Annotated in this window: 9 protein-coding genes; 1 reads left to right on the top strand and 8 read right to left on the bottom strand. The window is 69.2% G+C overall.

Going from position 1 to position 16,397, the window contains the following annotated elements; genetic code table 11:
* Positions 1-15: 15 nt before the first annotated feature.
* The 8 genes from GC106_RS01235 to GC106_RS01200 form a co-directional block, all read right to left on the bottom strand.
* On the bottom strand, positions 16-855 hold the full coding sequence (locus GC106_RS01235) for an SCO3242 family prenyltransferase (protein WP_173124606.1): 840 nt from the start codon (positions 853-855) through the stop codon (positions 16-18).
* Positions 852-2,000 (bottom strand): inositol-3-phosphate synthase, encoded by a 1,149-nt coding sequence (locus GC106_RS01230; RefSeq protein ID WP_173123415.1) that lies wholly within the window; start codon positions 1,998-2,000, stop codon positions 852-854. The genes GC106_RS01235 and GC106_RS01230 overlap by 4 nt, the downstream gene beginning before the upstream one ends.
* 70 nt (positions 2,001-2,070) lie before the next feature.
* Positions 2,071-6,759, bottom strand: a complete 4,689-nt coding sequence (locus GC106_RS01225; RefSeq protein WP_173123413.1) for a ThuA domain-containing protein — start codon at positions 6,757-6,759, stop codon at positions 2,071-2,073.
* A gap of 31 nt (positions 6,760-6,790) precedes the next feature.
* Positions 6,791-7,948, bottom strand: coding sequence for a Gfo/Idh/MocA family protein (locus tag GC106_RS01220; protein ID WP_173123411.1), 1,158 nt, complete (start codon positions 7,946-7,948; stop codon positions 6,791-6,793).
* A gap of 52 nt (positions 7,949-8,000) precedes the next feature.
* On the bottom strand, positions 8,001-9,074 hold the full coding sequence (locus GC106_RS01215; protein ID WP_173123409.1) for a substrate-binding domain-containing protein: 1,074 nt from the start codon (positions 9,072-9,074) through the stop codon (positions 8,001-8,003).
* 26 nt (positions 9,075-9,100) lie between these two features.
* On the bottom strand, positions 9,101-10,027 hold the full coding sequence (locus tag GC106_RS01210; protein WP_173124604.1) for an ABC transporter permease: 927 nt from the start codon (positions 10,025-10,027) through the stop codon (positions 9,101-9,103).
* Positions 10,028-10,110: 83 nt separating this feature from the next.
* The gene (locus GC106_RS01205) at positions 10,111-11,595 is read right to left on the bottom strand and encodes a sugar ABC transporter ATP-binding protein (protein WP_173124602.1); all 1,485 of its coding nucleotides are present in this window, start codon (positions 11,593-11,595) and stop codon (positions 10,111-10,113) included.
* A gap of 29 nt (positions 11,596-11,624) precedes the next feature.
* Positions 11,625-12,860 (bottom strand): ROK family transcriptional regulator, encoded by a 1,236-nt coding sequence (locus GC106_RS01200; protein WP_173124600.1) that lies wholly within the window; start codon positions 12,858-12,860, stop codon positions 11,625-11,627.
* Between the two features lie 372 nt (positions 12,861-13,232).
* On the opposite strand from GC106_RS01200, the gene GC106_RS49185 reads away from it, so the two are divergent.
* Positions 13,233-16,361 (top strand): CHAT domain-containing protein, encoded by a 3,129-nt coding sequence (locus GC106_RS49185; RefSeq protein ID WP_173123407.1) that lies wholly within the window; start codon positions 13,233-13,235, stop codon positions 16,359-16,361.
* Positions 16,362-16,397: the final 36 nt, after the last annotated feature.

Here is a 16,397-nt window from a genome sequence, read left to right as displayed (position 1 = left end):
GGGGGTTTGGGCTGGTCATGTGGGGCTCACCTTCCTGGCCAGCCGACGGGCCACCGGCAACGCCGCGGCGATCAGCCCGGCGCCGAGCAGCGACCCGCGCCGGGCGGCCAGTGCCGCCTGGAGCGGGACCATGCCGTGAATCCCGGCCATCGTCGCCTTCCGGACAACCGGGCCGGACGGATCACGGGTCGCCGCGAGCTGGGCCGAGCCGACGTTCGCCGCGTACATGCCGCCGAAGGCCAACGCCCCCAGCCGGTGCTTCCACGACGTGGCCTTGCCGGTCACGGCGGCGGCCGTGGCGGCGGCCGTCGTGGTCAACGCGGCCTTGGCAACGATGTCGGACGCGCCGTGCACCTCGCCGCGTGACAGCGCCGTGAGCCCCAACGTGTGCCCGGCCATCACGGTCGCCGCGGGCACGGCCGCACGGGCACCGCCCGCGCCGAGCATGACGTCCAGGCCACGGCAGAGCGCCATCGCCGCCGGACCAGCCACAGTGGACTTCAGGACGAGGTCGTACGCCCACACCGCGCCGGCCAGCGGCAGCGCCACCTTGAGAGATTTCCCATACGCGGCAAGCGCGAGGCCCGCCGCGGTCAGCCCACCGGCGACAGCGAGCGCCTGGTTCGGCGAGATCCGGCCGGACGGAATCGGGCGTTCCGGGCGCTCCTCGGCGTCGATCACCCGGTCGGACCAGTCGTTCAACGCCATCCCGGACCAGTAGAACGCGACCGACGCCAGCGGCAGGGCAAGCCGCCTGCCGCGTAACGGAATCCCGGCCGCGGCCGCGCCGGCGACGGTGTCCCCCAGAACCGACAACGCGGCCGGCGCCCTGACCAACTCGACGTAGGCCTTCACAGCGTCGCCGCCCATTCGTCGAGCATCCGGGCCTGTTCGGCGAACCTGTGTTCGTCGGTGCCCAGCGGGTCCTTGAAGAAAAACGCCAAAGCGGGCAAAGCGCCGGTGAGTCCCTTGGCGTGCGCGGCACTCACCAGCCGGGTGAGGTCGAGCACGAGCGGGGCCGCCAGCGCCGAGTCGTAACCGTCCCAGGTGAACTGCAGGCTCATCTTGGCGCCGAGGAAGCCCTCGAACGACACGTAGTCCCACGCGACCTTGCGCTCGGCCAGGTCGGGCACGTTGTCGATGTGCAGTGGCGCGGTGACGTCGCCGATCAGTGACGCCAGCCCGCGCGCCTTGGACTCCAGCTTGCCCTTGGCCTGCTCCGGATCGGCGAGGTTCGCTCCGTCGCCGCCACCGAGCAGGTTGGTGCCCGACCAGGAACGGACATTCAACGCACGGGCGACGAACATCGGCGCGAGCACCGTGCGCAGCAGGGTCTCGCCTGTCTTGCCGTCCGCACCCGCGTACGGAAGGCCGTTGCGGCCCGCCAGTTCGATCAGCGCGGGCAGTTTGACGCCGGGCGAGGGGGTGAAGTCCACATAGGGGCATCCTGCCGTCAGAGCCGCGTACGCGCCCACCGAGCTGGGCGGCAGGACGGTCCGCTGTGGATCGTTCAGTGCCTTGACGAGCAGGTCGAGATCCGCGTGTTCCGGCATCCGCGGCACGGGCGGCTCGGTCGAGGTGACGTTGACGACGATCACCCTGGCCAGGCCGTGCCGCTCCCGGAACTCGGTGATGTCCGCGACCAGCCGGTCGATCGCGGCCGCCTGTGATCCGCTGTGCGACGCGGGGTGGTACCCGCACCGCAGTTCGGCGTCCACCGCGCGCAGCCCGGAGGCCACGGCGGTGAACACCGAATGGGGGATGAGGCCGGACTCGGCGAGCTGCTCGGCTCGCTTGTCCAGCGGTGTCGAGACGATGTCGTGGCCGCCGACGATGATCTCGTCCCACGTCGGCAGCACCGAATGATCCATCGCCAGCCGCTCGGTGACACACCCGACCGGCCGGACCAGTCCGGCCCGCAAAGCGAGCAGACCGGTGATCGCGGTGGTCGCGACCGATCCGCGCGCCCCCATCAGCCAGAGTCCGCATCGTTGCCGCATTGGCCTCATCCCCATTTCCCGCGAACGGCCGAGGTGCTCCCGCGTCATGAAAAGAACACCTCGGCCGTGGTCAGCTTCCGGAACTCGCCCGCCGCAGGGCAGGGCCACCCTCGAGCGAGCCGATCACCGCGTTGGCGTCGCGGACCAAGGTGGTCCGAACGTCCTCGTCGGTGACCTTCACCGGATCATTCGCGAGTTCAACGAACTTTCGCAACTGTTTGACGGCCTTGGCATCATCACCGGCGGCCTCCGCCTTTCGGGCCTTGGCAATCTGGCCGGAAAGGGTTACGGAGGCCGACAGCGACAGCCGGTTGGTCGCCCGGAACCGGGTGATCAGCTGGTCGATGTCCCGCAACGAGGTCGTCGTCGCGAACGTGAGCTTCTGCTCGGTCCGGTTGCCCGCCTTGTCAAGGGCCGTAACCGAAAGGTTGTGCACACCGAGCGGAAGCTGGTACAGCGACGTCACCTGGCCGGACTGGATCGGCGTGCTGTCGAGCGAGCCGGTGACCGACGCGATCCCGGAGGTCGCGTCCTCGGCGTGCCACTTGACGACCACGTCGGTGGCGTCCCCGTAGACACGGCCGTCCGCGATGCCCGAGACGAGCAGGGTCGGCTTGCTCCCGTCGATCTGGATGGTCGCGGCCTTGTCCGGCTCGACGTTGCCGTCCTTGTCCACCGACCGGTACAGCAGCGTGTGCTGCCCGTCGCCGGTGACCACGACCGGCTGGCTGTACGTCGTCCAAGGCCCGTTGTCGAGCTTGTACTCGGTACGTGCCACACCGGAACCCTCGTCGGTCGCGGCCAGTTCGACCGGGACCTGACCGGGGTGCCAGCCGCCCGGGTTGGCGAAGTTGGCGACCGTCACCGGCGGTGTGGTCTCCAGCTCCTTGATCCGGACGTTGCGGAACGACGCGTCGTCGCCGTTGCCGTGGTTCTGCAGGCCGATGAAGCCCTGCGTCAGATCCCGGTTGGGGTCGGTGGACACGAAGTCGTTGATCAGGACTCCGTTGAGCCACACCTGGATCGTCTGGCCGCGCACGATGATCTCGTACGCGTTCCACTCACCCGGCGGCTTGAGCGCGGCGTCACGCTTGGCGATGTCGGCCGACTGGAACGAGTAGATCGCCCCGGTCGTCCGGTCCTGCGCGTCGGTCGCGTCGATCTGGATCTCGTAACCCTGGTTCACCGCGGCCCAGGGGTCGTTGCCGGGATCCGGGTAGCCGACGAAGATGCCCGAGTTGTCGTCGCCCGCGACCTTCCAGTCCAGCTTCAGGCTGTAGGCGTTGAACTCCTCGTTGAACGACAGCAGACCCATCCCGCCCTCGGACAGGATCGTGCAGTCCGCCTGCTGGGCGAAACGGCCGGGACCGGCCTGCTTCCAGTTGCCCAGGCTGGCGGCGGTGCCGTCGTACAGGCTGCGGTAGCCGGCCTCCGGCTGGGTGGGCTGGCAGGCGGGCGGCTGGGCCACACCGGGTCCCTCGAACCGCAGAACGTCCACATCGAACAGTCCACCGCTGCCGGTGCCCTGGAACACCAGGTACAACGGCTTGGTGCCACCGGGATCCGGGACCGGCTTGGCGGGCAGGTCCACGTAGGTGTCCCAGCCGCCGGTGTTGCCGACCTGGAACGTCTGCAGCAGCTGGCCGTCCGGCGCGCCGGAGCGGACCTCGATCGTGCCGCCGGTGCCGCCCGACGACACCCGCATCCCCAGCCCGGTGATGCCGGCCAGGTTGGCCGGATCGAAGGAGATCCAGTCGCCGCCGTCGATGTAGCCGACCCGCTTGCCACCGCTGGCCTCGCCCTGGTTGACGACCTGGACGCCGTTCATGCTGGAGAAGAACTCGGCCTGCTTGTGCTTGGGCTGCATGATGTTCTCGCCCTCGCCGGTCAGCGGGGGCACACTGCCCTTGCCCTTGTCGGTGTACTCCACGTTGATGACACCGAAGATGTTGCTGTCGTCACCGTGGCCACCCTCGGCGGGCGTGTCGATCACGCCCTCGCAGCCGGCGGTCTGGCTCAGCTCGTGGGCGTGGTTGTCGTGCCCGAGCAGATAGCGCACGACGACCTTGCTGCAGTCGATCGTGCCGTCCTCCGGGTCGGTGATGACGGCCTTGAACGGAACCTTGTCACCGAAGGCGAAGAACCCGCCGTTGAGTGGCGTCTGGACAGTCACCGTGGGCGCGGTGTTGCCGACCGTGATGATCAGGTTGGCCGAGCCCACCAGCCCGGTCGAGTCCGTCACCGACAGCTTGGCGATGAACTGGCCTTCCGTGGTGTAGGTGTGGCTCACCGGGCTCGACGAAGTGGAGTCGACCACACCGTCGTTCTGGAAGTCCCACGCGTAGGTGATCGGCTGACCGTCCGGGTCGGTCGTGCCCGCCGGGTCGAAGTTGACCGTGAGCGGACCAGGCCCGGACGTCTTGTCGGCGGTCAGTTTCACCACCGGTGTGCGGGTGCCCTTGGTGTAGTCGATCCGGTAGATCGCCGACTCCGGCGAACCGCCGAAGTATCCGGTGCCGTAGTCGAGCACGTACAGCGAACCGTCCGGCCCGAACTCGATGTTCATCGGCCGCACCAACGTCATCGAGTCCATGAACGGCTTGATGGCGCCGCGTTCCCCGTTCGCGCCGACGGTGATCTCCTTGATCCAGCCGCGGTCCCACTCGTACGCGAAGTTCTTGCCGTCGAAGTACTGCGGGAACTTCGTCGGCGACGGGTTGTTCGCGTCGTAGCGGTAGACCGGGCCGCCCATCGGCGACTCGCCACCGGTCCCGAACTCCGGCACGGACCCGCCGTCATACGGGATCCAGGCGGGCTGCACGGGCGGCAGGTCCACCAGGCCGGTGTTGTTCGGGCTCTCGTTCTTCGGCGCGGCACAGTCGAACGGCTGCCCCGACTGGCCGGTTTCGAAGTTGTAGTCGATGAACGGCTGGTTGTCGCCCACGCAGTACGGCCACCCGTAGTTGCCCGGGCCCTTGATCAGGTTGAACTCGACCGTGCCGCCAGGACCGCGAGCCGGGTTGGCCGAACCGGCGTCCGGGCCGTAGTCACCGAGGTAGACCCAGCCGGTCTTCTTGTCCACCGCGAACCGGAACGGGTTGCGGAAGCCCATCGCGTAGATCTCCGGACGGGTCTTCTCCGTGCCCTGCGGGAACAGGTTGCCCTCGGGGATCGAGTACGAGCCGTCCGCGTTCACCTTGATGCGCAACAGCTTGCCGCGCAGGTCGTTGGTGTTCGCCGAGGTGCGCTGGGCGTCGTAGCCCGGGTTGCGGGTCGACCGCTCGTCGATCGGCGTGTAACCGTCCGAGGCGAACGGGTTGGTGTCGTCACCCGTGCTCATCAACAGGTTGCCCGCGGCGTCGAAGTCGATCTCGCCGCCGACGTGGCAGCACAGCCCGCGCTGTGCCGGGATCTGCAGGATCTTCTGCTCCGAGGCGAGATCCAGGGTGCCGTCGTCGGCCAGCTTGAACCGCGACAACTGGTTGTAGCCGTTGAACGGCGCGAAGTCCGCGGGGGTGCCGTTCTCCGGCGCGTTGCCCTCGTTGACGTCCGGCGTCGCCGGGTCGTCCACCGGGGTGTTCAGCGGTGGCGCGTAGAAGAAGTACAGCCACTTGTTGTTGGCGAAGTCCGGGTCCGCGGCCACGCCCTGCAGACCGTCCTCGTCGTGGTTGTACACCGGGATTTTGCCCACTTGCCTCGTGGTCGCGTCCGGGGTGGTCAGCCACACGGTGCCGTCACGGGACGTGTGCACCACGCGGCGGTCCGGCAGCACCGACAGCGCCATCGGCTCGCCGGTCTTCTCCTTGCCCTTGGCCAGGGTGATCACGTCGAAGTCGGCGTCGACCGGCGCCTGCGACGGCGAGCAGTCCGCCTCCTTGACCCCGGCGGCGTACTGGATCCCGCCGAGCAGGTGCTTGCGGAAGTTCTCCTCGCCGTACGACTCCTTGGTGTGCCCGCCACCGGTGTACCAGGACCGGCCGCGCTCCTGCCCGTGACACCACGCGATCGGGTGATCGCCCATCGCGTCGGCGCCCGGCGAGTACGTCGACTCGTCCAGAGTGGCCAGTACCCGGACGTCCTTGCGCGGGTTGGTCCGGTAGTTGTACCACTCGTCGAACCGCTGCCACGACGCCGGCAGACCTGCCGTCGAGGGATGCGTCGTGTCCTCGATCTTGACAGTGGCGTTCTGGTTGTGCGGGTGCGACTTGAAGTACGCCCCGACGAGCTTGCCGTACCACGGCCAGTCGTATTCGGTGTCCGACGCGGCGTGCACGCCCACATAACCGCCGCCGCCGTTGACATAACGTTCGAACGCCGACTGCTGCTCGGCGTTGAGCACGTCACCGGTGGTGGAAAGCCACACCACAGCGGCGTACTGGCTGAGGTTCGCGTCGGTGAAGGCGCCCGCGTCCTCGGTGGTGAAGACCTCGAAGTTGTTCTGCTGCCCCAGTTGCTGGATCGCGGCGATGCCCTCGGGGATCGAGTCGTGGCGGAAGCCCGCCGTCTTGGAGAAGACGAGCACGTGGGGCTGGTCGGGGTGAGCGGCGGCGGGGGCCGCGCTCGCCACGCCCAGGCCGGTGGTGACAGCCAGAGCGGCGGCGCCTAAGCGCCAGGTCAAGCGTCTGTGGATTCCCGCGCGATTGATCGGTCGCACTGGTAGGTTCTCCTTGCTCGCGGCGGTTGCGTGTGACCGTTGAAGAAGGGGAGGACTTTCTCCTTTCCTCGCGTGAGCGGCGACGCTGCCCGCGTGGGCGCCCATCCCTGACGGGCAGCGTCGTTCATCTCCTGGCTCAGCTCACCGGTGTCCACCGGGAGTCGTTGCCCGCACTGGCCTCCACCGCGCCGAGCACCTGCTGGACCTGAAGCCCGTCGGCGAAGCTCGGCACCGGGTCGGTGCCGTTGTGGACATCGGTGAGAAAGTCGAACACCTCGTGCGTGAAGGTGTGTTCGTAGCCGATGATGTGGCCGGGTGGCCACCAGGCACCGACGTACGGGTGAGTCGCCTCGGTGATCAGCACCCGCCGGAAGCCCGCCGTCTCCGTGGCCGACTCACCGTCGTAGTACGACAGTTCGTTCATCGACTCGAAGTCGAACGCCAGGCTGCCCTTCTCGCCGTTGATCTCCAGGCGCATCGAGTTCTTGCGCCCCAACGCGAAGCGGGTCGCCTCGTACGAGGCCAGCGCGCCGGACGGGAACCGGCCGATGAACAGGGCGGCGTCGTCCACCGTGACGTCGTCGAGCCTGCCGTCCGGGTCGCCCGCGATCGGTCGCTTGTGGACGAAGGTCTCGGTCAGCGCGGACACACCGGTCAGCTGCTCGCCGACGATGAACTGGGTGGCGTCGATGATGTGCGCGCCGATGTCCCCCAGCGCACCGGATCCGGCCTCCTCCTTGCGCAGCCGCCAGGCCATCGGCGTGTTGCCGTCCGACAGCCAGTCCTGCAGGTACTGCGCGCGGACGTGCCGGATCTTGCCCAGCCTGCCCTCGGCGACCATCCGCCGGGCCACGGCGATGGCCGGCACCCGGCGGTAGTTGAACGCCACCATCGAGCGCTGGCCGTTGGCCGCGGCGGCGGCCGCGGCCTCGGCCATCTCCCCGGCCTCCTCGACGGAGTTCGCCAGCGGCTTCTCGCACAGCACGTGCTTGCCGGCCGCCAGCGCGGCCAGCGCGATGTCCTTGTGCGAGTCGCCCGGCGTGCAGATGTCCACGATCTGCACGTCGTCACGGGCGATCAGGGCACGCCAGTCGGTTTCGACGGCCTCCCAGCCCAGCTTCGCCGCGGCCGCCTTGGTGCGGTCGAGGTCCCGGCCGCCCAGCACGGCCAGCCGCGGCACCAGCGGCACGTCGAAGAAGTGGTGCACGGTGCGCCATGCGTGCGAGTGGACCCTCCCCATGAAGGCGTGGCCCACCATGCCGACGCCGATAGTCCCGTCGCCTGCGTTGCTCATCGATCACCCATCCTTACTTCACAGAACTGCTTCCACACCCCGGTCACAGGACCTACGAGTCGAAGGCGACGTCGGCGTACCGGTCCGCGTTCTCCTTGGTGACGACCGCGGAGTACGTGGTGATGGAAGCCGGGATCTCGTGCTCGGCGAGATCGCCCATGCCCTTGGCCTGGCCCAGCAGCCGCGCCAGCGCGATCGCGGACGAGGCCATCGACGGGCTGTAGAGCACCGTCGCCTTGATGACGTCGGTGTCCGCCTTGATCTTGTCGATCATGTTCCGCGAGCCGGCGCCGCCGACCATGATGAACTCCTTGCGGTTGGCCGCGCTGATCGCGGCCATCACGCCGATGCCCTGGTCGTCGTCGTGGTTCCACAACGCGTCCAGCTTCGGCGCCGCCTGCAGCAGGTTCGCCGTCGCCCGCTCACCGGTCTCCACGGTGAACTCCGCGGCCTGCCGCGGGCCGACCTGGAAACCGGCCTTGGCCAGTGCGTCCTTGAAGCCACGGCTGCGGTCCTGGGTCAGCGGCAGCGAGTCGATGCCGGCGATCTCGCCGATGATCGGGTTCGAGATGCCCTTCTTCTTCATCTCGCCGGCGATGTAGTTGCCGGCGTTGACGCCCATCCGGTAGTTGTCGCCGCCGATCCACGTGCGGTACGCCAGCGGGGTGTCGAAGATCCGGTCGAGGTTGATCACCGGGATGCCCTTGTCCATCGCGGACTGGCCGACCGACGTCAGCTGCTTGCCGTCCATCGGCAGGATCACCAGGACGTCGACCTTCTGGTTGATCAGCGTCTCGACCTGGGCGATCTGCTGGCTCGGGTCGTTGGTGCCCTCGGTGGGCTTGAGCGTGACGTCGGCCTTGAACTTGTCGGCCTGTGCCTTGGCGTTCTTGGTGATCGCGGCGATCCAGCCGTGGTCGGCCGCGGGCGCGGAGAACCCGATGGTCACCATCTTGCCCGGCTGGGCGTTGTCTCCCTGGCCGGCGGCGACGTTCGCGCCGCCGCCGTTGTTCTGCGCGGCGGGCGGCTCGTTGGACGTGCACGCCGTCAATAACGCACCCGCTCCCACGGCTGCTCCGCCGATCAGGAATCCGCGTCGGGCGAGGGAGTTAGGCAGGTCGGTCATCTTTGATCTCCTGGTTTGTACTGGAACTAGGTGGTGGAGCGTGCCCGGTTGGTGCGGAACTGCAGCAGAACGGCGATGACGATGATCGCGCCCTTGGCGATGTTCTGTACTTCGGTCGGCAGGTTGTTCTGCACGAAGATGTTGGTGATCAGGGTGAAGATCAGCACACCGATCAGGGTGCCGACCATGGTGCCGCGGCCGCCGGTGAGCGCCGTGCCACCGATCACCACCGCGGCGATCGCGTCCAGTTCGTAGAACATGCCGTTGGTCGACGAACCGGCTGTGGTGCGCGCCGCCAGCATGACCGCGGTGACACCGGCCAGCAGACCGGCGAGGCCGTACACCATGGCGATGTGCCGCTTGACGTTGATGCCCGCGAGACGCGTCGCCTCGGGGTTGCCGCCGACGGCGAACGTGCGACGGCCGAACGTGGTGCGGTTGAGCAGGATCCAGCCGGCGACCACGACGATCGCCAGGATCCACACCAGGGTCGGCACGCCGAGGAACTCACCGCGGAAGAACGTGAGGAAGTCCTGGTCGCGCACGACCTGGGTCTGCTTGTTGCTCAGGTACTCGGCCAGGCCCCTGGCCGAGATGTACATCGCGAGCGTCGCGATGAAGGCCACCATCCGGCCGTAGGCGATCAGCACACCGTTGACCAGACCGGCGCCGAGGCCGACCGCGAGGCCGCAGACGACCATCACGAACGGGCCGTAGGCCTGCGTCGCCAACGTCGTCATCCAGACGCTGGCCAGGCCGACGACCGACCCGACCGACAGGTCGATGCCGCCGCTGATGATCACGAACGTCATGCCGACCGCGACCACACCGGACGGTGCCGCCAGCCGCAGGATGGTGTCGAGGTTGCTACCGGTGAGGAAGTTGTCCGGACTGGTGATCCACCCGATCAGGATCAACAGCACCAGCACGCCGAAGAGGCTGGCCAGGCGCATGTCCACCGAGAATCCCCGATTGGCTCGCGGTGCCGGCGCCTCCGGCACATCGGTGTCCCGCTTCGCCGCGGGGTCCAACTGGGTCACGCCGCACTTCCCTCCATCACCATGTCCAACACGTCCGCCTCGGTCAGCTCGTCGGCGGGCGCCTCATGGATCACCCGTCCATCGCGCAGCACCAGCACCCGGTCGGCCAGACCGAGCACCTCGGGCATCTCGCTGGAGACCAGCACCAGCGCCACGCCATCCGCGGCCAGTTCCCGGATCAACCGGTACAACTCCGCCCTCGCGCCCACGTCGACGCCTCGGGTCGGTTCGTCCAGCAGCAGCACCCGGCACCCGTGCACCAGCCACCGCGCCACGACGGCTTTCTGCTGGTTGCCGCCGGACAACGTGCTGACGTTGCGGCGCGGGTCGGCCGGGCGCAGGTCCAGGTCCTCCAGCTTGGCGCGGGAGTCCCGGAGTTCCTTGGCCCGGTCGGTGAACCCGAAGCTGCTGTAGGACCGCATGCTCGCCAGGGTCACGTTCTGCGCGACCGACATGTCCATCAGCAACGCCTGGCTCTTGCGCTCCTCGGGGGCCAGGCCCACGCCCGCGTCGACCGCGGACCGCACGTCGCCGTTCTTCAGCTTCTTGCCGTTGACGTAGACCGTGCCCTCGTCGGCCTTGCGGGCGCCGAAGATCGTCTCCAGGATCTCGCTGCGGCCCGCGCCGACCAGCCCGGCGATGCCGAGGATCTCGCCCGCGTGCACGGTGAAGTTCACGTCGGCGAACTCGTCGTCCCGGCCGAGCTTCTCGACCTTCAGGATCTCCCGCGAGGAGTCTACTGTGGACTCCTCACGGTTCGGGTACACCGTTTCCACGCGCTTGCCGGACATCAGCGCGACCAGTTCCGAGGTCGGTGTGTCCGCGCCGAGGTCACGCGCCACGGTCCGGCCGTCCTTCAGCACCGTCACCCGGTGGCCGATCTCCCGGATCTCCTCCAGCCGGTGCGAGATGTAGACGACCGCGACGCCTTCCGCGGTCAGGTCGGCGACGACCCGGAACAGGTTGGTCACCTCGTCGGCGGCCAACGCGGCGGTCGGCTCGTCCATCACGATCAGCTTGGCGTCGTGCGCGAGCGCCCGCGCCATGGACACCAGCTGCTGTCCGGCCGCGGACAGGTCGCCCACCTCACGGTCCGGCGGGATCTCCGGGTGGCCGAGGCGCTTGAGCAGCGCCGTGGCCTGCCTGCGCGCCTGCCGGTCCTTGGTGAACCCCCACCTGGCGCGTTCGTGGCCGAGGAAGATGTTGTCGGCCACGGAAAGCCCGGGGATCAGGTCGAGTTCCTGGTACATCGTCGCGACGCCCATCCGCAGCGCGGCGACCGGGGTGCTCAGTGCCGTCTTCTCGCCCTGCCAGCGGATCTCGCCCTCGTCCGGCTGGTGCGCTCCGGCCAGCACCTTGATCAGGGTGGACTTGCCCGCGCCGTTCTGGCCGAGCAGGCAGTGCACCTCCCCGGCGCGGACCGTCAGGTCGACGCCGTCGAGCGCACGAACTCCCGGGAACGTCTTGACGATCCCGGTCATCTGCAACAGCGCTGTACTCGCTTCGGCGGTCAAGCGGGTGCCTCCGTCTTTTCACTTCGTTCCGGTACCTGAGTCGGGTCCTCGAAGACCCGGCTCAACGCGGCCAACGCACCGCCGGTGCGGGCGGCGGTGAACCCCAGCTCGGAGCCGACCACGCGGACGGCCGCGGCCTCGGCCACCACCGCCCGCGCCGCCACCTCGATCCGGGCCGGTTCGATCAGCCAGTCCGGCAGAGCCGCGAAGTAGCCGCCGAGTACCACGACGGCCGGGCTCAACAGGTTGACCACAATGGACACTCCGACGCCGAGGGCGGCGCCGATCTGGTGCAGGGCGCCGAGCGTGCGCTGATCGCCCTGCTCGGCCCGGGTCCGGATGAGGGACATCCGTTCCTCGATCGACCGGTGCGGATCCGACACCGGGTCGCCGGGCGCGGCCAGCGCGTGGAACAACGCGGCCAGCCCGACCTGGGTCTCCCAGCAGCCCCGCCGGCCGCACGAGCACTGGGGGCCCATCGGGTCCATGGACATGTGGCCGACCTCGCCGGCGTACCCGATGGAGCCGCGGACCAGGCGCCCGCCCGCGATCACCCCGGCGCCGATGCCGAAGTCGCCGGTCACGTAGACGAGGTCGGCCGTGCCCCGCATGCCGCCCGCCTCGAACTCGGCGGTCGCGGCCAGGTTGGCGTCGTTGTCGACGGAGATGCGGTCGAGCGGGAAGCCGAGCCGGCCGGCAAGGCCGTCCGCCAACGGCACCTCACGCCACCGCAGCCGGGGAGCGAGCCGCACGACACCGCGCCCGGTGTCCACCAGCCCGGGAACCGAGACGGTGATTCCGGCCGGATAGGCGCCGACGACGTCACCCAGTTCCTTGCCCGCGACCTCGGCGAGCTTGTCGATGGTCCGCTCGACGCCGGCGGACAGCACGTCGAACGGCACCTGCCGGTCGGCGACCACGTTGCCCGCGGTGTCCACGGACGTCGCGGCGAGGTGGTCGAGGTGCACCTCAAGGCCGATGCCCCGGGCGCCGTCGGTGTCCAGCTCGACGATCTGCCCGGGTCTGCCCTGCCCACCGGCGGCGACGCCGCCGGAACGGACCAGCCGGCGCGTGGTCAGTTCGGCGACCAACGTGGACACCGTCGCCTTGCTCAGCCCGGACAGCACCGCCAGTTGCGCGCGCGACAGGCCACCCTGCTCCCTGAGGACGCGGATGACCCACGCGAGGTTCGCCCTGCGCAATGCGGCGCGGTCGGTCGGCTGCTCCGGCATGACCGGCACACCAGCTCCACTTCGTTGGGTAACTAGCCGAACTAAGGTGCCCTAGCTCACACGTAACCCTGGATTCTGGGGTACTTGTATCGCAATCCGCCAAAAGTACTAATACTTCGGGCCACCTTTTGCTCAGCTCCGACAAAAGTGGGGCGAGTCTAGCGCGAAGTGACGCGGAGTTGAACCCTTTGTTCAGCCCGTGATGGAACGGTCACCGACTCCGTTCGTGAGTGTTTATCGGGGTTAGAACCCTGACAAACACTCACGAGGAGGGCACAGTGGCAGGCGGGGATGCCACGGTCGGCCTCGCCACCACGCCGGAACCGCTCCCCTGACACGAGTTAGGGCACCTTATGGGTACCTTTTCCTACCGTGGTGGTGAGTCATGTCGAGCAGGCCCTGAGCTATCTTGACCAAGCACAGGGCAGTACCGACCTCGACGTGGCGGACGCCGCCGTCGAGGCGTGCCGCCAGGTGGCGGACTCGGTGCCGCACGACCACATCGACCGGCCCGTGCACCTGCACAACCTCAGTCTGGCGTTGCGGCTGCGGTTCGAGCGGGCGGGGTCGGCGGACGACCTCCAGCTCGCGATCGCCACCAGCCGCCAGGCCTTGGACACGGCGTCCGGGGGCGATCCGAACCTCAGCTCCTACCGGCACAACCTCGCTATGGCACTGTGGTTGCGGTTCAGCCGCGCCAACCGCCGCGAGGATCTCGCGGAGGCCATCGGCGTCGCACGGCGCGGTACGGCAGGCGCCGAACCAGGGCGGACGCTGTGCCTGACGATGCTCGGGGTCGCGCTGTTCAGCCGGTACAAGCTGTCCGGCAGCAAGCCGGACCTGGACGAGGCCATCTCGCTGATCCGGTCGGCCGTCAGCCAGCCCGCACTGCTGTCCGACCTCAGCACCGCGTTGCTCGCCCGGTTCGAGTCCAGCGGTGATCCGGCCGACCTGGACGAGGCCATCGCGGCGGGATTGACCGCGGCCGACGCGTTCCCCCAAGGGCATCCGGAGTGGGTCCGCGCGGTGTCCGGCCTGTGCACGTCCTTCCGGGTGCGCTTCGAGCACGCCCGCAACCGGTCCGACTTGGACCGTTCCGTCGGGTACGGCCGGGCCGCGGCCGAAGCCTGCCCGAGCGCGGCGGCGTTGGGTGATCTCGCAGTGGCACTGCGTGTCCAGTACCTGGCCACCGGCTCGCCCGCCGACTTGGACGTCGCGCTGGGCACCGCACAGGCTGCCGTCGAGGCCGCGGCGCTCGACGATCCGGCACGAGCGGACCACTACCACACGCTCGGCGCCACGCTGATGAACCGCTACGAGCTGCTCAACGAGCCGGCGGACCTCGACGACGCGATCAGCCTGATCCGGTCGGCCGCTGGTGCCGCCAGGACCGACCGGCCCCGGATGCTGGCGCAACTGATGGCCGCGCTGCGGATTCGTTTCGAACGGACCGGCGCGCTGGCCGATCTCGACGAGGCGATCGCGACCGGCTGGGAGGCCGTCGCCACCACCACGGCGAACCACGCACACCTCAGCGTCCTGGCACAGGCTCTGCTACGCCGTTACGGAAGAACCGGTACACAGGCCGACCTCGACCAAGCCCTGACGCTCGCTCGCGAGGCGCACGCGGTCGTACCGCTCACCGAACGCGCCACAGTGTCCACTGTGGTCGGTCAGGTCCTGCTCACCCGGTACCACCGGTCCGGCTCGGCCACCGACCTGGACGCCGCCATCAGCGCGTTCCGGGGCGCGGCCAGTCCTTCGCTCGGCCCGGCCCTGCTCGAACGTTATCGGCTGCGGGGCATCCGGGCCGATCTGAGCGAAGCACTCGCGCTCGCCGAGGACGCCGCCGATCCGCACGACGCCCGGTCCCTGGCCGACCTGGCGCAGGTGCTGCGGGAGACGTCCGACCTGGACGAGGTGATCTCGTTCAGCCGCGCGGCGGTCCAGGCGACCGGCGCCGACGACCCCGAACTGGCCGCGCGCCTGGCCGACCTGGGCTACCTGCTGCTCGAAGCCGGCGACCACGACGAAGCCTTCACCCGGTTCGTCGAGTCGGCGTCCGTCCCGTTGGCGTTGCCGTCCATTGTGGTCAATTCCTGCCGGGCCGCCGGGTCGCTGATCGCCGGGTCGAGCCCCGGCCGCGCGGCGAACCTGCTGGAAACCGCGGTACGCGTGGCGGCGCTGTCCCCGTCACAGCCGGAAGACCTCGCGATGGAGGCCGCTTCGCTGGCGCTGACGGCGGGCTCGCCGAGCCGGGCGCTGAGCTTGCTGGAACTGGGGCGCGGCGAACACCTCAGCCAGGCCCTCGGCACCCGGGGCGACGTCGTCGACCTGCGGGCCGAGTACCCGGAGTTCACCAGGCGGTTCGTCGATCTGCGGGACCAGCTCAGCCAGCCCGCCGATCCGCTGGCCGCCGCGCCCGCCGACCGCGGCGGCCTCGCCGCGGCGTTCGACACGACACTGGCCGCGATCCGCGCGCTGCCGGGCTTCGAGACGTTCCTGGTGCCGGTCGAAGTCGACCTGTCCGCGGCGGCGGACGGCCCGGTCGCCGTGCTGAACGTCAGCCGGTACGGCAGCGACGCCATCCTGGTCACGGCCTCGGGCATCACGTCTGTCGCCTTGCCTCGGCTGACCAAGCGGGCGATCGCCTCCCGCGTCACGGAGTTCCACGGCGCGGTGCGGTCGGCCAACCAGGAACACGTGCACGCGGTCCTGGAATGGCTGTGGGACGTGGCGGCCGAGCCGGTCCTGTCCGCGCTGGGGTTCACCGGCACGCCCCGCGGCGAGTGGCCCCGGATGTGGTGGGTCGCCCAGGGCGCCTTGGGCCTGTTGCCGCTGCACGCCGCCGGATACCACTACTCCCGTGGACAGTCCGTGCTGGACCGCGTGATCTCGTCGTACACACCGACGATCCAGGCCCTCCGGCACGCCCGGGACTACGCGCGGCCGGCCGCCGTGTCGGACGCTCTCGTGGTCGCCACGCTGCCGCACGCCGTCGCCGAGGCCGAAGCCGTCCGCCAACTCGTGCCCAACTCCACCCTGCTGACCAGCACCGCGGACACACCACCGGCACACTGGCCGACCCGCGGCAACGTACTGTCGCATGTGGACAATTGCGCGATCGTCCACTTCGCCTGCCGCGGCACCGGCACGTCACTGGTGCTCGAGGACGATCCGCTGCGGATCGCCAGCCTGGTCCCGGTCCAGCTGACCCGGGCACGGCTGGCCTACCTGTCGGCGTGCACCACTCCCCCGCCGTCGGCGGAGCCGATCCAGCTGCCCGCGGCGTTCCAGCTGGCCGGCTACCCGCACGTGGTCGGCACGTTGTGGGAGGTCCCGGACCCGTCCGTGGCGTCGTTCATCGCCACGGACTTCTACGGCGCCATGGCCTCCACGAGCGACTCGGCCCGCGCCCTGCACCAGGCGATTCGCGGCATCCGCACCGACATCCCGCACCTGCCGTCAATGTGGGCCGCTTACCTGCATTTCGGCGCCTGACACCACAGCGAACCGCTGACCGCAGCGTGTCGAACC

The sequence above is a fragment of the Kibdelosporangium persicum genome (assembly GCF_013280595.1).
GTDB lineage: Bacteria > Actinomycetota > Actinomycetes > Mycobacteriales > Pseudonocardiaceae > Kibdelosporangium > Kibdelosporangium persicum.
Note: the sequence above shows the minus strand (reverse complement) of the source record. Positions and strands in the feature narration are given on the sequence as shown.